The sequence below is a fragment of the Agrobacterium fabrum str. C58 genome (assembly GCF_000092025.1).
In the GTDB taxonomy this organism is placed as follows: Bacteria; Pseudomonadota; Alphaproteobacteria; order Rhizobiales; family Rhizobiaceae; genus Agrobacterium; species Agrobacterium fabrum.
In genome coordinates this window covers 597,642-618,505 of the sequence record NC_003063.2, presented here as the reverse complement: position 1 = coordinate 618,505, position 20,864 = coordinate 597,642, and the positions used below count along the sequence as shown (strand labels likewise).

Genomic DNA, 20,864 nt, shown 5'->3' with positions numbered 1-20,864 from the left:
GTCGCGACGGGTTGATATGTGAACACCGGCAGTCAAGTACGATTGCCGGTGTTTTAAGTCATGCCGCCCAGTCGGAGAGCGAATAGGCCCTGATGTAATCGATCATCATCTGTGAGCCGTCGCTGAAGTCGCTGGCCGATGGTGTTCCTGCCATTCCGCCGACGGCCAGGTTGACGACCATATACATGGGGTCATGCATATCGTCAGGCGTCTCCGTCTGGGCGACGGCGACATCGTCGAAATACCAGGTGATATGTTCAGCATCCCATAAGACACCGTAGGTGTGAAACCCCTCCGTATTCGGCACGCTGACATTGTTGATGACCGATGTCTGCTCGCCGGTGGCATTGGAATGGGTAGACATGATGAGCGTGTTGGGATTCTGGCCGCGCATCTCGATGACATCGAGTTCCGGCGGCCAGGATCCGTCCTCCGGCAGGAGCCAGAAGGCCGGCCAGGCACCCCGGTCGGTCGGCATATCGGCGCGAATTTCAAAATAACCATAGGTCTGGCTGAAGGAGGAATAGGTGTTCAGCATGCCGGACGTATAGTCGTAACCCTCGACTTCATCGGCGATCGACTGCGCGGTTTCCGCGGCGGTGATTGTCAGGACGCCGTTTTGAACGCTGAACGGATTGACCTCCGTCGTGCCGGCATAAGCGGGGTTGATGTACCATTGCGCCTCGCCATTAGCCGTCAGCGAACTTCCCTTTTCCGGCGCCCACCAATATTTGGCATCCCAGATACCCTGACCGCCGCTGCGCAGCGACAGCGCGTCGAATTCATCGGCAAAGGTCTGGGTAAATGACGATCTGTCGAGGCTGAGTTCGAACTGATCGGCCTGAAGATCGTCCACGGTGGTCCCGGCAAGAACGACGGCTTCGCCATTCGAAAAATTAAGCCAGAGGTCGTTGCCCTGCTGTGTGGCGTTATTGACAAGCTGATCGAAAGACGTGACGCCGTAACCATTGAGGCGGATCGTGTCATTGGCGCTGAAATCCATGATGAGATCCGTGCCGTTACCGCTCGTGAAAACGAAGGTGTCTGCACCGCCGCCGCCGATCAGCACATCGTTGCCGGCCCCGCCGTCGATCGTTTGGCTGCCCGATCCGCCGGTGATGATATTGTCGAGCGAATTGCCGAAGGCATAACGCCCGTCGCCCGTTACCCGCAGGTTTTCGAAATTCTCGGGCAGGGTATAGCTCATCCAGGTATCGATGGTGTCGATGCCTTCACCGGCGTTTTCGACGGCGCGATTGATGCTGGAATAGAGATAATAAATATCGTCGCCGGTGCCGCCCGCCATCGTCACGTTTACGGAACTGTCGCCCCACATGGAATCATTGCCGGTAGTGCCGCCAAGCAGGGGTCCGGAACCCGTGGCGGAGAAAAATCCGGTGGAACTGCCGCTGTAATAGAGTGTGTCTCCAAGCGCATTCACTACTGTGCGGGCCATGAACCGTCTCCTGTCCGTTCGCGTTGGTGTCCTCACTCCTCCCTGCTTCACACCCTAACAGGGCAAAAAGCCTCTCGTTAGGCCGAATTATGAGGGGTATGTTTCCTATTGGTTGCATCGCGCTGTTGAACGGGCGCGTTGTCATCAGCCGGTTCCGCCTGTTACATGTCCGTTTTTGAACCAACGGCGTGGTCTTGCCGTGCCCCTGTGGGCGATGGCAAGATTGGATCGGAAGATGCCCGCGCGGCATCTCGGCAGTGGAGTGTCAAAATTGAGCGTAGCCTTTACCAAGGAAGACAGTGCGGAAACCGCAGCCGAAACCGTTCTGCCGGATCGGGTGATCTCGCCTCATCTCAATCTGGTGACGCAGGCCGGGCTGAAGGCGCTGGAACAGCAATTGCAGCTGGCGAGGCAAGCCTGCGAGGCGGCCAATGCCATCGAAGACATCAATGAAAGACGGCGCCTCTCGGCCAGTCCCCTGCGGGACATGCGATATTTCGCGGAGCGGGTGCGCACGGCGCAACTGATGCCTGATCCGCAGGCGGATGGCGTCGTCGCCTTCGGTAGCCTGGTGACCTTCAGTCGTGATGATGGTCGAACGCAACGGTTCCGGATCGTCGGCGAGGATGAGGCCGATCCTGCTGCGGGCACGATGTCCTATGTCTCACCGGTCGCAAGGGTGCTGATGGGGAAAACGATCGGGGACGTGGTCAGCCTGGCCGGCAGGGAGATCGAAATCATCGACGTTGCCTGACGCCTGTGCCGGAATGAGCATAAGACGCCCACAAACCTGAGAGTCTTTCCGCCGTTATCTGCCATCGGACAATAAGGCATCCAGACCCGGATTACCTATGATGCCTTTTTCCTCTCGGTCACGATCGTCATAGACCGTTCCCAGCATCCGCATCATCGTGTTTTTCAGGAAAAGCCTGAAGTCCAGATCGATGGCGGCATAGGCGAGGGCAAGTCCCACATGGGCCATGAAGACGGGATTGAAATTCAGCTCCTCGAACTGATAGCCGATGATGATCCCGATTGCCGAATAGACGAAAAAGCCGACCTTGCGTTTCCGGAAAATTGCATAAAACAGCGCAAAGGCGCTCATCACGCAAAATCCCAGGCCGGAAGCGTAGGCAGTGGCCATGAAGCCGTTATGGGGGGTGCCGATCTTTGCGATACGTACAAGCTCTTCATATCGAGCGGTAAATCCTATGCCCAAAGGATGCTGGAACATGCCCTGAAAACCGCCAGTGATCGTCTCCCACCGCTCATGCAGGTTGTTGCTGCTATTGCCATATAGCCCGCCATGCCGCCGGGCAGCGTTGCGAGATAGAGCGTCAGCGTTGCTCCCTTGCCGGTGCGCAGGGTGACTGGATCCGCATAGGCCTTCGGCCCGGCATCGGCGTTCGTCTCCCACTCCGCCCAGCGGTATAGTACCACCTTCGCATCGTGCAGATCGCCGAGCATCATGGCAAATTGCTGAAACGGTCCCGCTTCGGCATGAGCGATGCTGTCGCCGTTCACGAAGATCGTGGCGTCCGACCGGCCGTCAGCAGGACGCGCAAGGGAGAAAGTGCCGAGGCCGAAGCCGGTGATGCCGATGCTCTGCGGGCGGATACCGAGCGTTACACCGATCATGCCATCACCTCTTCCGTTCGCGCCATATATATGCATAAGTTGTCTTTGAGCGGTGTCATCGTTCGTTCTCCTGGTCTGGCCGCAGGATAAGCCGGTCTCGAAGGGCGGGGAAAAGACACAGGCAGCGAAACGCCGAACAGTAAAGAAACTGATCGCAGCTGAGTGTTATCGGGTTTTGGCGTAAATATAAAAATAGAATATTTGACTTTTATATTTGTTGTATTGAATTTTATTATGAATAAAGGTCTGAATGCGGGTGTTTTTATCTAGCGACGTGCAATTTCGTGCGGTTTCCGTTGAAAATATTTTCGCCGCTCCCCGCCGGGTGATTTCTTGTTACGGGGTGGCCTCTCATTCCCGCAATCCAGGGCAGAGTCACCGCGCGCGGCTGCATTCGGCAGGGGAAATGCGATGACGTCGGCTCTTTTTGTCAGCCATACCGGAGAGAAGGGCGGTGCCGAGCTTTTCCTGGCGGACCTCGTCAAGGCTGGACCGCATTCCTGGCGTGCCTGTTTTCTCAGTGGCGGTGCCACCGCGGAAGATCTGGCGGAGGCGGGGCGGCCGCCGGTGATGTTGTCGGCCGGAGAGAAGATGCTGTCGATCCGCCGTAACTCGTCCTTCGGCGCGCTGGCGCGCGGAGCGGCTGATGTGATGGCGGTTGCCTGGCAATTGAGCCGGGAAGCGAAACATTTTGATGTGATCTGCGCCAATTCGCAAAAGGCGCTTTTTGTCTGTGCTCTGGCGGCGAAGCTTAGCCGTCGGCCGCTCGTGTGGATATTGCATGACATCGTCACCGATACGGCTTTCAGCGCCACCAACCGCCGGGCTTCGCTGGCATTTGCGCGCATTTTTGCCAGGCTGGTGGCGGTCAATTCTGAGGAAACGGGCCGGGCGTTTATCGAGGCCGGCGGCGAGGCGGATAAGGTTCGCATCGTTTACAACGGCTTCGACCCTGCAAAAGCAAAACTTCACGACGCTGGCATGGCTGCCCGGCTGCGAGCGGAGCTTGGCCTTGGTCCGCAGCCGCTTGTCGGCCTGTTTGGCCGTTTGAGCGAATGGAAGGGGCAGCATGTGTTTCTGGATGCTCTTGCCGCGATGGAGGGTGTGCAGGCCGTCATCGTCGGTGGTGCCCTTTTCGGACAGGAAGCCTACGAGGCGCGCATTCGCGAACAGGCGTCGCGTCTGGGGCTGGATGGCCGCGTCCGCTTCCTTGGTTTCCGTTCGGATGTGCCGGAACTAATGGCGTCGATGGATGTGGTTGCCCATACCTCGATCGTTGCCGAACCCTTCGGCCGGGTGGTTGTCGAGGCGATGATGTGCGGGCGGCCCGTCGTCGCCACGCGTGGCGGCGGGGTTACTGAAATCATTCGTGACGGAGAAACGGGTCTTCTCGTGCCGCCGGGGGATGCATCGGCGCTGGCGGCGGCACTTGGTACGATCCTGTCTGATCCTGCTCTGGCGCAAAGGCTGGGACAAAGCGGGCGGGAGGATGTGAGTGACCGTTTCTCGTTGCAAGAGACGTGCCGATCCGTCTCCGCATTGCTGACAGAGGCCGCGTAGTCTCGCCCCTGATTGAGAGAAGTAGCCAATGCCGGCAGGCGGAAGGGCCAGAATGCGCATTCTCGTAAACATGCCGAGCCAATATGGCGGCAAGGCCTCCGGTGTGGCGCGCGTGACCTTCAGCCTGCTGGAGCGGCTGCTTGAGCAGACGGGCGACGACTATATTCTGCGCTCGCCATGGACAAGGGAGCAGCTGCCGGAAAGCCTGCGTGACAGCCGGCTGGAGCTTATGGAGACGCCGCGGCCGCGCATCATGGTTTTTGACGTGCTGCGTCAGGCCGCCATGCTGCCTGTGCTGTGCCGCCGGCATGGCATCGATGTGCTGTTTAATGTCGATCCATTTGGAAGTCCTCTGGGCGGCAAACGGCGCCTCACCCTCGTTCATGATCTCTATTTCAAGACCATTCCGGAGCAGATTGGCTGGCGGGCGACCCTGACGACCGATTTCATCTTCAGGCTGATGATGGCCGGCTCGAACCGGGTCGTCTGCGTGTCCGAGGCGACGCGGAAAGATCTGGCGCGCTTTTATCCCGCTGCTGCTACCAAAAGCCTCACCATTCATTCCGACAGCACTTTGAGTGTCGATCCCGATCCTGTCGATACGGCCTCCCCCATTGCCGGTCGCTACATATTGGCGGTCGGAAACGCGACGTCGAACAAGAATTTCGCTCTCCTCGGCAAAGCCTTTGCCATGATCGGCAAAAAATGGCCGGACCTGCATATCGTGCATGTAGGTCGTGACGAGGCGGAGGAAATCGCTGGCATGCTGGTTGATCCGGACCTGAAGGACCGGCTGATCCGGCTTTCGGGCATAGACGACCGCCAACTGGCCGAACTTTACCGCCACGCCGCCTGCCTTTGCGTCCCTTCCACCTATGAAGGGTTCTGCCTGCCGGTGCTGGAGGCGCAGCAACTTGGATGCCCGGTCGTGTGCTCCAATCGCTCCGCCACACCGGAGATCGCCGGCGAGGGGGCGCTGACGTTCGATCCAACCGACGCCCAAAGCCTTGTTGCGGCCCTCGAACGACTTTTGGAAAATCCCGAACTGGCAGGGAAGCTTCGCCAGGCGGGTTATGAAAACCGCAAATTATATTCGTGGCAGAAAGCGGCCGAAAGCTATGCACGGCTTTTTCAGACTGAGGCCTGACGATTGGGATTCCGGTTGGAGAGGAAGAGGCAGCTTCCTGGCCCAGCACCCGGCCTATGGTTGAGTGCTACTGCGCACATCCGAATAGAGCTTTTCGTAAGCTGCGACGACTACTTCGGGCGCGACGCCCTGACGAATTCGTTCCCGCGTTTCAGGCGTTTCGGTGAGCATGGCAGGATTGCGCATCGCTTCCGCCATGCGTGCGGCGAGTTCGGCGGCATTGCCCGGTGCGAAAAGACGTTCCTGTCTTTCCGGGCCGATCTGTTCGGCAACACCGGCGAGATTGGCGCCGATGACGGGCACGCCGCGCAGAATGGCTTCGGCGACGGTGCGGCCGAAGGCTTCCGGCCACAAAGGCGGGACAATAAGGCAGTCGATGCCGGCGAAGAAATTGTTAGCCTCGACATAACCCGGAAACTCGACCGGGAGGCCGGCTGTTTTTTGCTGATAAGCTTCGATACCATCGGGCGCCCGGCCCGCCATGACCAGTCGCCAGCCTTGTGAAGGCAGGAACCGTAAAGCCTCGATCAACAGGTCCGCTCCTTTCGCCGCCTCGATACGTCCCAGATAACCGAAGACCAGCGGCGCTACTGGCGCGCCTGGCGCGCGGGCAGTGCACGGTTTTGGCGCGTCCGGCGGTGAAATCGCGTTCCAGATCACGGTACGGCGGCTCTCAGGTACATGGGTGAAAAACCCGGCCCGCACATGGCGCTCGACGATATCGCGACCAACGCCGGCGACGGCGTCGACCGAACATTGGCAACGCCGGTGGAGATAGGAAAAGGCACGGCATTTTTTGCTGCTGCCATCACAGATATGCCCGTCATGAAACAGCGAACCATTGGTGCACATGCTGGTGAAATCATGCAGCGAGTGGACGAGGGGAATGCCGCGCTTGCGGATCATCGGCCAGATCAACGGTGTCAGTTCCGACAGCGAATGGGTATTGACCACATCCGGCTGCAACTCATCGATGACGCGCGCAAGCCGGCGAACGAGGCGTGGGTCCAGTTGCACGGCGATTTTGTAATATTTTCGTTTCCATTCCGGTTGCTGGCGCCAGTCGCCGATAAAGAACGGTGTGGTATGCCCGAGGCGATGAATGGCAAAACCATCGCGTTGTTCCGGCATCTGTTGTTCACGGGAGATGGCGGCTACCGCGACGGTGTGACCTTTATCGGCAAGCCCACGCGCAAGGTCTTCCACGAATATTTCCGCACCGCCCACCCGGTCCGGAGAAAACAGCGAGGTTATCTGCAATATCCGCATGCTCAAATTCCTGCGCTCATTCTGAAATCACGACGGCTGAAGATTGCCTCTGCCTTTTGCGCGCGTCGCGCTCCACCCCGGGCGGGTTCAGGCAAAGTGTGATGACGGGGGCGAGAAAAACCGCGTAAGCCATGGCGAAGCCGGGGATCTGCAGCGAAAAATCAAGGATCGAATGCAGCAGGACAAGCAGCAGCGCCGCAAGGCCGAGATGAGATGCGTAACGATAATTCCTGCGCTTGCGGGTCCCGCGAATGAAAATTGTGAGTTGGACCAGCACGAAAAAAGCCACGTAGAACGGAAAAGCGGCGCCCAGCGTCAAAAGGCCCTCGGCGTAGACATTGTGGGCATGGGTGACGACGGCGTCCACGCCACATCGCGCGGCATGATAGGGGGCATAGATTTCGGCGAAGCTCGAAAGACCTGATCCCAGCGGCCAATTGTCGGTGATGGCGCGCGCGATGCCGGGCATGTAGCAGAAGCGCATGTCGTCTTCCAAACGCGTTTCCATGCGTATTGCCACCCGATTGGCGAAAAGCGCGAACAGGGCGATGGCAACAGCGATCACGAGCGCGGCGCGACGTCTCGACCCGCGCTGCTTGCGCCGGCTGGAGGCGCCGTTGCGACCGGTTTTCGGAGCAGAATTGAAAACGGTCAAAAGGATCAGGAAAATCAGTGCGGCGAGGCTGGAAGCTATGCCCGCACGCGATCCCGTCAGCATCAAAGCGATGAAGGAGAAGCCGGCGAGTACACCGATAAAGACCGACTTGCGTATCAGTTTTTTCTGATCGGCCGGCACGGTCAGGCGATTGGCGACGAGTGCTTTCACCATTGCCCAGTCTGGCGCCAGAAGGCTTTTGTGCAGCAGCGTGGCGAGGGTAAGAAGGATGAGGCCGAAGAAGGTCGCGGCGGTATTGCGGTTGACGAAGAGACCGGTCAGGCTCCCGAGATAGAAGCGTTTCTGGATGAAGCCGAGCGCGTCGGGAAAAAGCGCGAATTGCACGATTGAAAACAGCGCCAGCCAGCCGCCGGCGATTGCGAACCATCGCAGGGTTTGGGCGGCGCGTTCATCGGTGTTGAAAATCACCAGGCCGGTCATGAAGGCGCCGAAGGGCAGGGCTGCGCTCATGAGGCCGAGCCAGTCATCCGCGGGTGTGAGCGAGATGGTTGCGGCTGGCGCAATCTGCGTGAACATGGCGGCGGTTGACCAGGCCGGGTTGGGACGCGCCATTGCCGGCATGGACGATGTTTGCAGCAGCATCTGCACGATGAGCGCGCCCAACAGAAAGCAGGCGGCAAGAAGCACCTTGCCCGCACCGGCCTTGGGCGGTCCGAACATAAGGATCGCCGGTACCAGCAGCAGATAGATGGCAGCCGTGACAACGATGCGGCTTTCGATGTCCGTGGCACCCTGATTGAGCAGCGCCAGCAGAAAAATTGCCCAGAATGAGACGATCGCGACCGACCGGGCATAGTTCTGAAATGCCATCGATTGCGGCTGCGAGGAAAAGACAGGTTCTGATCTGGCTTCGTTGAGCGACATTCTGGCGGCTTTACCGGTACATTTGGTGGTGGCTGAACCCCAAAGAGGGGCGGAGCTTTGCCCTTTCACCGTGTGGGATCATGGCAGCGTCGCCGGGCGTTTCGTGCCGCTCGGCGGCGGCTTCGGGCAGACAGCGGCGAGGGTCCATCGCAGGATTTCCCCTTCCTTGCCGCAGACGACGGCCGTGTCCGCATCGCGCGCCGCTACGGCCTGGGGCAATGCATCCCTCTGAAATTTTTGCCACATCACGAAACGTCCGCGGATGAGATTGGCATCGGCGGGTCCATAAAGCTGAGAAAAATTCATCAGTACGGCGACTTCCATGGGCGAGGCGTTGCGCAGGGAGCGGACCATGGCAAGACGCAGCCAGACATCGCCATTTGCGGGCAGGCAAAAAAGTGAATGGCGAATAAAGGTCTCGGCAAAATCGACCCGCGCCATGCCGGAAGCAGATGCTGGATCGGCACCATTTGCATCGAGATCGGCGAGGATGAGCCGCAGCCCGGCCTTGACGATATCCGACCGGCAGATTTTTTCTGTGACGACAGAGCTGAGTTTAGGGACCGTTGCGGCAAGGAGAGCCGGTGCGAGGCCGTTATTGTCATCGGCGATTTTCGCCATTGCGACAATGTCGGAGAAGCGCCGGCTTTGCGAAAATGCCTCAGCCGCGACGGACAGCACAAAAACGGAAATGACGAGCACTGGCACGACCGCGAGGACTTTCCGCAGGCGCATCACGCCGTCACGCCTAGTCATGGTAATATCGCGTGTAGCGCGAATGATAATATTCGCTGGAACCATAGGCACGATAGAGCTTCAGCTTTTCGGTGTCCACCTTGTTGAGGATGACGCCGAGACATTTCTTGCGGATGTGGACCTCGTTCTCCACGGTGTTGCGTACCGCCCTGCGTGCGGTTTTGCCCCATTCCGTGACGAAGATGAAACCGTCAATCCGTCCCGCCATCGCACGGGCATCCACCACCGGCCCGAGCGGCGGCAGGTCGACGATGATGTAGTCGAAAGCGCTGCTCGCTTCGGCCAGCAGCTTGTGCATTTGCGCCGAAGTCAAAAGTTCGGAGGAATGAGGCACGCGCTGTTTGACCACCGTGGGCAGGAAAGCAAGGTAGGTCTTTTCGTCGCGAAGCAGCACATCCTGCACGCTGCGACCTTCCAGCAAGACTTCGAGCAGGCCTTCTGCGGCGTGACGCGCCATGGCGCGCGTGGCGCCGGGATTGCGGATATCCGCATCCAGCAACAGAACCCGCGCACCCTGTCCGGCCAGCAACTGGGCGAGATTGATCGAGATCGTCGATTTTCCTTCGCTCGGCAAGGACGAGACAACGCCGACAATCCGCGCGCCGGTCTTGGCGGGAATGCCGAGATCAATGGCCAGTCTGGTGCTGCGCAGCGTTTCCGCAAAGGAGGAAAGCGGATGATCGACCGCATATCGGGCGACGCTGGTGGGGCGCGTCAGGCCGGGATGGCCGTTTTCCTGAGCCTCTGTCGTGGGCTGGTTCGGGATGAGCGGGGTGTTGCCGAGGAACTCCAGCCCGAGCACATCGCGAACCTGGTCGCCGGTGCGGAAAAACCGATCGCGGAATTCGCGGAAAATCGCGATGCCGCCGCCGGCCGCTGCGCCCATGACCATAAACAGAACCAGAATCATTGGCTTGTTTGGTTTGCTTGGCATGTAGGGCGGCATCGCCTTGGAAATCACACGCGCTTCCGTCACGGGGAAGGATTGCTGCTGCATCGCTTCCTGATAACGCTGCAGGAAGGTCTGATACATGTTCTTGTAGGTTTCAGCCTCGCGCTGTAATTCGCGCATCTGAACCTGTGTTTCGCTGGCGGAATTGCTGATATCGGTTGCTTTGGCGACGCTCTCGGCAAGCGATTTTTCCTTCGCCTCCGAAACCTCGAGATCACTTTTGTAACTCTGTGCAATGCGGCTGATTTCCTGGAACATCAACCGCCGGTATTCCTGCATTTCATTGCGCAGTCGCACGGCCTGAATATGGCTGCTGCCGAGCCGTCTGGTGATCTCCGTCTCTAGCTTCGAGGATTCCAGGTATTTCTTGCGCAGATCGTTTGCGACGGAACTGTCGAGAATATCGGTAACGACAGCATCGACATCGTCGGTTGCGAGAATGTGCTCGATACGCTGCACCCGCGCCCGCGCCTTTGCCGTTTCCGACTGGGCCAGAATAAGGGCGCTGTTGGATTCGGCCAGCTGCTGATCGGAAAGCAGGCCATTATTACCGGTCGTGATCAGATTATGTTCGGCCCGGAATTTCTGCACGGCAAGATCGGTATCGAGTGCCCGCTGGCGCAACTCGGCAATACGGTCGGACAGCCAGTCGCTGGCCCGCCGCGTCGCTTCATATTTGGAATTCAGCTTATCCAGCAGATAGGCCGATGCCACCGCATTGACGATCTGCGCGGCTAGAACCGGCGATGTCGAGTTATAGGTGAGTTCCAGCGCGTAGGTGCGGCCGATGCGCTTGACGCTGAGGTCGTTGAGCAGGCGATCCGACAGGGATCGCTTCAGCGTTCCATCGTCGATGACAGCTTCTTTTTTCGTCGGCGAGAACCATTGCGATACGTTGACGAGCGAGCGGATCGTGCCGAAAATCGAGCTCAGAAGCGAGGCGCGTGTTGCCCTGAATTCCTGGTTTTCCGTGAGTTTGAGACTGTCGACGACGGCAAGCCCGATGGTTTCCGATTGCAGCACCTCGACCTGGCTGAGAATGGAGGCCTCGTCCTCCACAACGCCGCCGATCGTCGAAAGCTGTTCGACAATCTGGCTGTTGTTGCGGTCGATCAACAGGGTGGCCGTGGCCGAATAGATCGGAACGGCTGTTGCGGCAAAAGCGAGGCCGATTGCCCCGGCCACCGCGATTGCGGCAAGCACGACGCGCCACTGCCGGCGGATAATCGCAAGCGCGGCATCGATGTCGATAAACTCGGCCGTGAGACCGCTTTTATCATAATCGGACATTGTGAGGGGATCGTGCCTTTGCAACAACTGTCAGCCTCGCTCATTTCGGCGGGCGCAGGGCCCACCAAGTCACGGTTGCATCACAGAACGGGTGGCAGCCTTCCCTTTTCGGAAAGGCAACTAAGCCAAACTCAAACGGGACTTGTGCTGACCGGCGTGGTGGTATTGCCGGTCGAGAAGAAGTTATTGATTGTAGTGAAATTATTGGTCGTGGTGGATGGGGATGTGCCACCACCGCTGGTCGTTCCACCAACGCTACCGCCGCCACCTACTGGGGCGGCGCCACCACCCGCCTGGGCGGTGCCACCTTCTGTACCCGCGGTTCCCGAACCGCCGATGCTGTTGGCGCTGGCCGGTGAGGAACCGGCGCCGCCGATCGGCGATGCCGCTGCAGGCGCTGCGGCCGCTGCCGCCGGGCCGGCTGCCGTTCCCTGGATATTCTCGCTGAAGGCAATGAGGAGATCGGAAGGCACGCCGGGGCCTTTTGTCTGCAGCTGGATGGCGGCTGCAAGGATCGTGTTGCCGTTGCGCATCGCGGTTGCATGCGCCAGCGCCAGGCCTTCGCCGACAACTTCGGAGAAGTCCTTGTTACCGACCTTCTGGGCCAGTGCGACGACGGTGGGCAGCTGGCCGGAATCACTGAGGATCAGGGCGGAAAGCTGTTCGGAGAACTGTGCCGCGCTGGTGGAGACGGCGATGATCGGAAAACCGCTCGTCACTTTTCCGGTGACGTCTGCCGTTGCCGCATCCGTGCTGGACGCGATGGTGACGAGATCCTTGACGATTGCCTGCGTCGGAGACTGCTTGAACAGTTCCGCAGCGCTGATGGAAACGCCGTCCGGATTGGTGGTGTTGACGCGGGCCAGAAATGCAGCGGTTGATTCATCGGCTGCCGTGACGGGTGCGCCTGTAGCAGCGCTCTCCACCGCAGGTGTCTGCTGCGGGGCGGCGGGCGGAAGGGTTTCCACGGTCTGTGCGTTGGCGACTGAGGAAAAAACACCAAGGCTTGCGACGAACATCGCACCAACGAGCATCGAGCCGTTATGAATGCGGGGCATCCAACTCTCCAAATCTTTAAAATACGACTTTAAATACATCCAATGCTGAATATGGTTATCCAACATCTAAAATTTCTTTTTAAATCGCACAGCGCAAGCAAAGGATCAAGCGCTAAAATAAGACCGAGGCGGAAACCCTCAGCTATTGTTAACGGCCCGCCCCGCGCCTGTCTTGCGTTCTTCAGGACACGGCGACTTTTCGTGGTGATGTTATCAGTCTGTCACGAAGCCAGAGATTGGCCGGTGTTTCGACGAAGACGTGGAATGCGTGGGCGATGGCCACCGTGCTGATGACGATGACGAGATAGACGAGGTTGCTCCATTCCGGCGGGAAGGCTTTCGCGCCGATAATGGTTGGGACGGCGGCCATGGCAAGTCGCACGGTCAGCACAAACCAATAAAGCGGAACGATGCGGAGAAACCGGCGCAGCAGAAAGGCGGAACGGCCGCCGGCAGCGGCGAAATAAGGCCGCGAAGCATAAACGATGACAAAGCCGCAAATGACGAAAAACAGGTCGACGCCGCCACCCAGCCGCAATGCGCGGAGCGGGAAAAGCGTAAATTCCCAATTCACATCGGCGTGCAACGCGACAATCATGACCGCCGCCACGGCGCGCATTACCTGAAGAACATCAAGACGCTGCGCCCCGGTTGCGGGCGCTTTCGTAAAGTTTTTCATCATCGTCAATCTATAAAAATAAAGATATATTTGGTAATATATTGGACCCGCTTTCGCGGAGCCGAAGTTCATTATTCAGTTGAGCTAACACGCCACAGGGGGGCGCGATACACACAATTTGCGATGCGGCATTTCCTCCGCACCATTCAGAAAACTTCCAGAACCGTGAGCTGATCGCTGACAGAAAGCCGGTATTGTCCACCCTCCGGTGCAATCGTCTGCTGGCTCACCGAACCGTCATCAAGGAAGCGGTGTGCGACAACGCGGCTATGCTGGCCGGCCACCGAAAATGCTGCAACCCGTTCCGCAGGCGGGTTTTCGATCCGGGCGGGCCATTGCCAGCCTGAAACGGCAAGCCAGACCGGCACGAGCAAAGCGCCATCCTGCCTCGTGAGGGGCATGGACAGTCTTTGGGCGTCGGCATCGAGAAAGGCAACCTCTCGTTCCACAGATGTGGTCTGGCGGTTTGCCTTGCAGAGCGAAAGAAGGCCACGAACGGCCTCATAAGCGGGGGTGCGGCTCAGGTCATGACGCAGGAGGCCGAAGGAGGATTCCGGGTTCGTCGCATCGGCGGCGAAGCTTGAAACCAGTTCATAAATATAAGACCGACGGATGCCGCTGATGAAACTCCAGAGCAGCATGCGCGGCATATACCGCGCCTTGATGCCTTCGGTAACGGGAAAATGGAGGGTCTTCGTCTGCAGCGAGGTATGGTAGCCCATTTCCGTGGCCAGCACCGGTTTGCCGGCCGCTATATGCGCCGAGGCGGCGATGGATTTGGAGAGTGCACCCGGACCGGTAGTTTCGGGATGTTCCATCCCGGCATAGGGATGAATATTGCCATAGTCGCAGGCATCCTTCAGATCCAATGCCAGTGCTCTGTGCGTCAAGACATAGCTTGGTGCTGCGACGGGCACTGCGCTGAGTTGCGGATTCGAATGGACGGCGTTGTAAAGGGCCGCCTGATGCTTTGCCGAAATGCGCGGGGCATTTTGCGGATCCTTCGTCAGGTTCGGTTCATTGCTGCCCTCGAAAATATCGATCCCTCCGTCACACCACGCGTAAAAATCCGCGAGCCTGTCGAGCGGCGTCGAGACATAGGGGTTGAGATTGTCGTAACAGATGATGGTGAGGCGAATATTCGATGCCACGATCCGGCGCAGCCTCTGGAAGACCGGACTGTTGCGTTTGTCTTTCGGCGTAATAAGGCCGTCATCCCGAAGATGCTGCACGCCCAGTGCTTCGAACTCCGGCATGATCCGTTCGAACTGTTCCGTATAGACCCCGTTGGGGCGGGTGAAGTGGCCGCATACGCCAACACTGTTCAGAAAGGCGTCGGTGGTGGCGGATGCAACCGTCTGGGCCCTCGCGGAAACGGCCCGCAGACCCGAGGCGGCGACCAATGCAAGGGGGGCGGCTGAAAGCAGGTTGCGCCGTGTCAGGCTGCCCAGGTCGATCGGCTGTTTTCCATTCATAGGCGTCTCCCGGCTGGCACGGAAAAAATACGGGGCAGGCATCATCCGATCGACATAGCCGTCTCAATGGCAATGACGCCACCTCACATGTCGATATCAGAATGTGCTTGATGTTTCTGGGGTCTGCAGACGCTCCAAAATCCATGTCTTTGAAATAAAATAAATATTATCGATCAGAATAGCATTATCGACGATGATGAAGCCTATTGCTTCCCTTCGCCGACATTTAAAACTGTTAAAAACGGTAACACGGGAGAGGTTCTTTTCGCAACACCGCACGACTTTTACCGCGCCGCGAAAAAAATCACTTGAAATGCCGCCGGTTCCCGTGCTTTTTGAAAAGTAGATTTTGGTAATTCATATTTTCAAACATTAGATCCGCTCCGGTTCCTGTATTTTTTACGGATATCTCACTGGTCTCCAGCATTACGGGGAGACAAACGAGCCGGGATGGACGCCATACATTTTCGATGAAGGAAAATAGAGCGTATCCGCATGAGAATTCTCCATCTTAGCAGCCTTTATCCGCCGCATATCGTTGGTGGATGCGAACGCTCGGTCGAACATCTCGCCGAGGAACTCGTTTCCATGGGCCACACGGTCGGCGCCGCCTGTATCGAGCGGCAGGCCGAGCCGAAAACGGTGCGCAATGGCGTCACCGTTTACCGCATGTTCCATAACAATGATTTCTGGCTTGAGGACTGGCCGCAATATTCGCCGCAGCAGCGGCGTATGCAGAAGCTCAAGCAGCAGTGGAATTTCGACGTCGAAAAGCAGTTCGAGGCCGTTCTCGACGATTTCAAGCCTGATGTTCTCAATACCCATTCGCTGCTGGATGTGACGACGCTGGTGTGGCGGGCGGCGCAAAAGCGCGGTATTCCGATTGTTCATACAATCTGCGAATATGATCTTCTCTGCGGCAATGCCGCCATGTTCAAGGGCGGCAAGCCCTGCGAGCATATCCATCTCGGCTGTCAGGTGGTGAATTTCTCCAAGAAATTCACGCAGCGTTCCATCAGCGCGGTGGCAAGCGTGGGCACCGAAATCCTCAAGACGCATGTCAATCATGGGCTTTTCCATCACATTCCGGAAAGCCTGCGCCGCGTCATCTTTTATTCCTGCACGGTGCCCGGCGGCGACCCTGTCGCACGCCGGCAGATCGACCGGACGGGCCGGCCGCTGACCTTCGGTTACATCGGCCGTATCAACACCGAAAAAGGCGTCGGCAACATGGTCGATGCCTTCAAGGAAATCGGCCACGGCAACTGGCGCTGTCTGGTCGCCGGCCACGCCATGGATGATTCCATCGAGCGTTTCACGGCTCAGGCCGGCGATCTGCCGATCGAATTCGTCGGCTGGGCAAAGCCGAAGGAGTTTTTCGAAGAGATCGATGTGCTCATCGTCCCGTCCTTCTGGGCCGAGCCTTCGCCGCGCACCATCTACGAGGCCTATGCCATGGGCGTGCCGGTCATCGGTGCGGCTTCGGGCGGTATTCCCGAACTGATCGGCGAGACGAACCATGACTGGCTGTTCGAACCGGGCAACGTTGCCGAGCTCGCGGGCCGTATCCGCCGGGTTTTGACGCTGTCGCGCGAGGAGCTGCCGACGGAGGCCGATTTCGGAAACATCGTTGAGGAATCGACCTCGCGGCGCGTCGGCGAAAATTACGTGAAACTTTATGAGGACGTGCTGGCGAAAAGCAGGGAAGGCCGAACCTTACGCGCATCCTAGACCGGCAACGGACCCGGTCCATTGCAAGCGTTTCTTCCAAGGAGAAAGCACATGGTAGAAGGCAATATCGGCGCAGTCCGTTTCCCAACGCCGGACTTCGGTCGTGTTTCTGCCGCTGAAGTCGTCGCCCTGCCACAACCGGCCTTTCAGGCGGTGGGTTGATGGCGGAGCAACATTCGATAGGCAGCGCTGCCCTAACTGGCGTTTTCTGGTCCATCGTCCAGAACTGGGGCGGCAAGCTTTTCACCTCCATCCTCTTCATCGTCCTTGCTCGTTTCCTCAGCCCCACCGATTATGGCATGGTCGCAACCGCCGGGCTGGTGCTGATGCTGATCCAGATGATATCTGAATTTGGCTTCGGTGATGCGATCGTGCAGAAGCGCGATCTGGAGCCTAGTGACATCAACCTGCCATTTTACGCCTCCGTCACGGTTGCGACGCTGCTAGCCATAACCGTATGCGTGTTTTCATCGGAGCTGGAACGCTGGTTCGAGGTCGAGGGGCTGGCGCCGATCATCGTGGCGATCTGCATATTGCTGCCGCTGAACACGGCTTCGCTGTTTCAGGAAGTGAACTATCGCCGCGCACTCGCTTTCAAGCCGCTGGCGATCCGAACCTTCATTTCGAACATCGTTGGTGGCGGCGTGGCGATTGCTTTCGCAATCATGGGCCTGGGTGTGTGGAGCCTAGTGGTTCAGACCTATGTCGCAACCATCGTCACGCTGATCTGGCTCTGGCGAAAACCACATTGGCTGCCAAGCACCACGCTCAATCTCCGCAGCTTTATCCAACTGTTTCGCTTCGGCTCATCGGCGTTGAGCTTACGCAGCGTCGAGTTTGCTTCGACCCGACTGATCGATTTTATCATTCTAGGACGTTACGGCGTGGCGGCTTTCGGGCTCTACACCGTAGGCAGCCGGCTTTATCAAATTCTTATGCAGTTGCTTCAGTCGGCTCTGTATGATGTCTCGCTTACAGTGCTTTCCCGCATATCGCATGAGCGTGAGCGCATGGCGGAACTTTACAAACAGTTGATTGGGATATCAGCCATTGTCTCCACCCCTGCATTCGTGCTCTTCGCCGCGTTAGCGCCAGAGATTTGCCGCGTCCTCTTCGGACTGGCGTGGCAGGGGGCGGATGAGATTGCGCGACCGCTGCTGGTGCTTGGGGCCTTGCAATGCGTGCAGTTTCAAAACGGTCCGTTTCTTTCCGCGCGGGGCAGCCCGAATAAGGTGTTGATAGCCGGCACAGTCAAGTCGGTTTCGACGATCCTCATGATCCTCCTCATCCCGACACACAGTATCGGCGAACTCGTCGTGATCTATGTCCTGGGGCAACTCGCCTCCACGCCCTTCACGTTTTTTTATGTCTCTCGGGAACTGAATGTTCCGCTTCGTCGAATAATTCTCCTGCTTCTGCCGAGTTTCGTCTCAAATGGTGTCAGTTTTTTCGTGGTGGAGTTGATGCGCCCCGAAGTCGCGAGCTTTGGCCTCGGCGATTTTATGGCGGGCCTGGTGCTCGGATTCATCTTCGTCGTTACATATTTTTCGCTCATGGCGCTTGTGGCGCGCAGGCAGGCTCAGGCGGCCCTTCTGTTCGTGACCAGCAAGATGCTCCCACGGAAGGAAGCGAATGCGTAAGCTTATAAAAAAGATACTTCCAGCTCCACTGCATCGCGAATGGGTGAGGTTCAACGAAGGCCGCAACGAAGAGATTGCAATTCGCCGTTTCTTTGATGCTTTGCAGCAGCGGAAACGCGATATAAAAATTGAAAGCGGTGGGGAACACCTAAATCGGATATTGATCGTAGCCTGCGATCCTTTTTCCGTTTTCGGCTCTATTGGTGATGATGCCATGATTACCGCGACTGTCCAACATGCGCGCGAAAGGAACCCCGATGTTGATATCGATGTCCTTCTGGAGGGCGCTCATGCTTCGGAACTTGTGCGGCAGAGAGGATTCAATCCCGTCGATATCTTTGGAGACGTCGATTTTATCGCAGCGCTTTGCAATCAGTTCGAGGCAAGGCGGTATGATTGCGTCGTCGTGATTGGGGCCGACGTGATGGATGGCTATTATCATCCATTGGTTACGGCAAAACTTTTGGCAAGTGCCGACTTGGCAGCCGCCGCCGGTATAAAAAATGTCATCCTCGGTTTCAGTTTCAATGAAACGCCACATCCTTCTTTAGCGCTGTTTTACAGCGCGCTTCATCCAGGTGTGTCGATCAATGTGCGTGACCCGGTTTCATTCGGTCGCCTGAAATTGTTTGCAAAAACGAATGCTGCGCTGGTTGCCGATTCGGCCTTTAGTCTGATTGCATCTGAGGCCGATGCGGATACCAGGTCCTGGATCGCGCGAAAGCGCGCTGAAGGATACAGGGTGATGGGTTTTAACCTGCATCCCATGCTGTTCAAGAATGCGGATCGCAGTCAGATTGAAACGATCATCAAGCGCGGTGCGGAGGCGCTTCGGTACGTGGCTGACGCGCGGCCGGTTTGCTGGCTGCTTATTCCACATGATTACCGGGACGGTTTTGGCGATCAGTCTTGTCTTCAGGCGATTGCGGACCTGGTGCTCCCTTCACTTGAGGATAGGGTTAGATATCTGGAAGGAGAGTGGCCGGCGACTGTTCTCAAGGGGGTCACAGGACAGCTTGATGGAATTGTCAGCGGTAGAATGCATCTTGCTATAGCAGGACTTGGCAAAGGTGTTCCTGTCATATGCATTGCTTACCAAGGAAAATTCGAAGGACTATATCAGCATTTTTCTCTGTCTTCCTCAGACCTGCTGTCACCCTCGACTTTTTATACGGATGAGGGCCTCAGGAATGCTTTGATGGAATTCGTTGACAAGGTGGACGAGCGTCGCGAACAGGTACGAACGAAATTGCCGGACGTCCTCCGTATGTCGAAAAGCAATTTTCAGGTATTCGAGACCTTTTCAAAAACTACTCGATCAGTCACATGAAAATTGCTTTCGTCTCAGCCATTCCGGCGGTTCCCGCGTCCGAAGGCAATCGTAGCCGTATTCTGCAGCTGACACGCGCTGTTCGTAGCCTCGGTCACGAGGTTCATTTCGTCTATATCGATACGCCGATGGTGTTCGATTTTGATTCCGCTGCCCATGAGGCGGAGTTCGGGCCCCAATACGTGCATTTCGTCTCCCGTCAGCGGGGCGGTCTTAAATCTCGCCTTGATCAAGATATGAGCCTCGAATTTGGATTTACCGCCTTTCGGGCGGTGCGAAAGGTCCACCGGCTTCTCGGCCGCGATAGCGGTTTCTACAATTATCTCGATGAGTTCTATTACCCGGAAATCGGCCGGCAGGTTCGGGATATTCAGCGACGGCTTGGCATTGATGCCGTTATTGTCGAATATGCCTTTCATTCGCGGGCATTTCTGGGTTTGCCGGATGAGGTGCTGCGTATTCTCGATACCCATGATTCCTTCGCGGACCGACATAAGGCCTTCATCAACACCGCCAACAAATACGGCTATTGGTTTTCGGTTCCGCCGAAGATGGAATGCAAGGCTTTCCGCCGTGCGGATGTGGTGATCGCTATCCAGGAAGAGGAGGAGCGGGCGTTCAGGCAGCGGCTGGGCAAAGAGCCACCGGCTGTTGCAACCGTCAGCCATATTCTCGATCTTGACGGAAGAGTGGAAGACCTCAGTTCGAGTGACTTCCTGTTTCTTGGTTCCAGCAATGACGCCAACATCATTTCCCTGACGGGCTTCCTTGACAACGTGCTGCCGATCGTCAGGGCGACAAGGCCGGATATTCGCCTGGTGGTGGCTGGCAGCATATGCGGCAAGATCGGGGATAGGGAGGGTGTTGTCAAACTCGGCCGTGTCGATCATCTGAAGGACGCCTTCACCCGTGCGCCTCTTTCGATCAATCCCATCACGCTTGGAACGGGCATCAACATAAAATTGCTCGACGCTCTCGCCGCAGGGGTTCCCACGATCAGCACCCGGACAGGCGCGAGGGGACTTTCGGACCGATACCAGCGCGGCGTGGTCATTGTCGGCGATGACGACCATCAGGCTTTCGCCGATGCGATCCTGCAGCTGGCCGCGAGCCGGGATCAACGGCAGGAACTGGGAAACAAGGCCTTCGAGGACGCTATTGAGTGGAATCGCCGGCAGATGGCGGTCCTTGATGATATTCTGACCGGCGGAAAGCCCGGATAACGTATAAGTTTTCCCGTTGGACGTCGTCCCCGCCCGAGGGGACTGATAATCGGTGGTGATGCCATGCCGGGTGCGCCGAGGGTTGTTCTCGGTGGGCAGATCGATGTATTCAGGGGCCGG

Annotated in this window: 16 protein-coding genes and 1 pseudogene; 7 read left to right on the top strand and 10 right to left on the bottom strand. The window is 57.7% G+C overall.

The window, feature by feature from the left end; all coding sequences use genetic code 11:
* Window positions 1-58: 58 nt before the first annotated feature.
* Window positions 59-1,456 (bottom strand): endo-1,3-1,4-beta-glycanase EglC, encoded by a 1,398-nt coding sequence (gene eglC, locus ATU_RS16520; RefSeq protein WP_010973145.1) that lies wholly within the window; start codon window positions 1,454-1,456, stop codon window positions 59-61.
* A gap of 271 nt (window positions 1,457-1,727) precedes the next feature.
* On the opposite strand from eglC, the gene greA reads away from it, so the two are divergent.
* Entirely contained in the window at window positions 1,728-2,210 is a 483-nt protein-coding gene (greA, locus tag ATU_RS16515) for a transcription elongation factor GreA (RefSeq protein WP_010973144.1), read from the top strand.
* Window positions 2,211-2,264: 54 nt separating this feature from the next.
* On the opposite strand, the pseudogene ATU_RS16510 reads toward greA, so the two are convergent.
* Window positions 2,265-2,747: pseudogene (locus ATU_RS16510) on the bottom strand (O-antigen ligase domain-containing protein); the annotation flags it as partial.
* On the bottom strand, window positions 2,666-3,094 hold the full coding sequence (locus ATU_RS16505; protein WP_236762347.1) for a hypothetical protein: 429 nt from the start codon (window positions 3,092-3,094) through the stop codon (window positions 2,666-2,668). The pseudogene ATU_RS16510 and the gene ATU_RS16505, both read right to left, overlap by 82 nt.
* A 411-nt stretch (window positions 3,095-3,505) precedes the next feature.
* Between ATU_RS16505 and ATU_RS16500 the strand changes: the two genes are divergently transcribed.
* Window positions 3,506-4,654: a glycosyltransferase family 4 protein gene (locus ATU_RS16500; RefSeq protein ID WP_010973141.1), complete on the top strand. Its 1,149-nt coding sequence runs from the start codon at window positions 3,506-3,508 to the stop codon at window positions 4,652-4,654.
* 52 nt (window positions 4,655-4,706) lie between these two features.
* Window positions 4,707-5,801 carry a glycosyltransferase family 4 protein gene (locus ATU_RS16495; RefSeq protein WP_010973140.1) on the top strand — a complete coding sequence of 365 codons (1,095 nt, stop codon included), beginning with the start codon at window positions 4,707-4,709 and terminating at the stop codon, window positions 5,799-5,801.
* A 54-nt stretch (window positions 5,802-5,855) separates the two neighbouring features.
* Here the strand turns inward: ATU_RS16495 and ATU_RS16490 are convergent, their stop codons facing one another.
* The 7 genes from ATU_RS16490 to ATU_RS16460 form a co-directional block, all read right to left on the bottom strand.
* Window positions 5,856-7,070: a glycosyltransferase family 4 protein gene (locus tag ATU_RS16490; protein WP_010973139.1), complete on the bottom strand. Its 1,215-nt coding sequence runs from the start codon at window positions 7,068-7,070 to the stop codon at window positions 5,856-5,858.
* A 16-nt stretch (window positions 7,071-7,086) separates the two neighbouring features.
* Window positions 7,087-8,610 (bottom strand): O-antigen ligase family protein, encoded by a 1,524-nt coding sequence (locus ATU_RS16485; RefSeq protein WP_035257312.1) that lies wholly within the window; start codon window positions 8,608-8,610, stop codon window positions 7,087-7,089.
* Window positions 8,611-8,688: 78 nt separating this feature from the next.
* Window positions 8,689-9,366: a hypothetical protein gene (locus ATU_RS16480; RefSeq protein WP_162180329.1), complete on the bottom strand. Its 678-nt coding sequence runs from the start codon at window positions 9,364-9,366 to the stop codon at window positions 8,689-8,691.
* Window positions 9,359-11,608 (bottom strand): polysaccharide biosynthesis tyrosine autokinase, encoded by a 2,250-nt coding sequence (locus ATU_RS16475; protein WP_006315642.1) that lies wholly within the window; start codon window positions 11,606-11,608, stop codon window positions 9,359-9,361. Before ATU_RS16475 ends, ATU_RS16480 begins: the two co-directional genes overlap by 8 nt.
* Before the next feature lie 131 nt (window positions 11,609-11,739).
* Entirely contained in the window at window positions 11,740-12,666 is a 927-nt protein-coding gene (locus ATU_RS16470; RefSeq protein ID WP_010973136.1) for a hypothetical protein, read from the bottom strand.
* A 181-nt stretch (window positions 12,667-12,847) separates the two neighbouring features.
* The gene (locus ATU_RS16465) at window positions 12,848-13,348 is read right to left on the bottom strand and encodes an acyltransferase family protein (RefSeq protein ID WP_010973135.1); all 501 of its coding nucleotides are present in this window, start codon (window positions 13,346-13,348) and stop codon (window positions 12,848-12,850) included.
* Between the two features lie 143 nt (window positions 13,349-13,491).
* Window positions 13,492-14,820, bottom strand: a complete 1,329-nt coding sequence (locus tag ATU_RS16460) for a hypothetical protein (RefSeq protein ID WP_010973134.1) — start codon at window positions 14,818-14,820, stop codon at window positions 13,492-13,494.
* Between the two features lie 495 nt (window positions 14,821-15,315).
* Between ATU_RS16460 and ATU_RS16455 the strand changes: the two genes are divergently transcribed.
* The 4 genes from ATU_RS16455 to ATU_RS16440 all read left to right on the top strand — a co-directional run bounded on the left by ATU_RS16455 (window position 15,316) and on the right by ATU_RS16440 (window position 20,744).
* Complete coding sequence (locus tag ATU_RS16455; RefSeq protein WP_010973133.1) at window positions 15,316-16,551, top strand: glycosyltransferase family 4 protein; 1,236 nt, start codon at window positions 15,316-15,318, stop codon at window positions 16,549-16,551.
* A gap of 161 nt (window positions 16,552-16,712) precedes the next feature.
* A complete protein-coding gene (locus ATU_RS16450; protein WP_010973132.1) occupies window positions 16,713-18,191 on the top strand; it encodes a lipopolysaccharide biosynthesis protein in 1,479 nt (492 codons plus the stop codon).
* Window positions 18,184-19,521 (top strand): polysaccharide pyruvyl transferase family protein, encoded by a 1,338-nt coding sequence (locus ATU_RS16445; RefSeq protein WP_010973131.1) that lies wholly within the window; start codon window positions 18,184-18,186, stop codon window positions 19,519-19,521. The genes ATU_RS16450 and ATU_RS16445 overlap by 8 nt, the downstream gene beginning before the upstream one ends.
* Window positions 19,518-20,744, top strand: a complete 1,227-nt coding sequence (locus ATU_RS16440; RefSeq protein WP_010973130.1) for a glycosyltransferase family 4 protein — start codon at window positions 19,518-19,520, stop codon at window positions 20,742-20,744. Before ATU_RS16445 ends, ATU_RS16440 begins: the two co-directional genes overlap by 4 nt.
* Window positions 20,745-20,864: the final 120 nt, after the last annotated feature.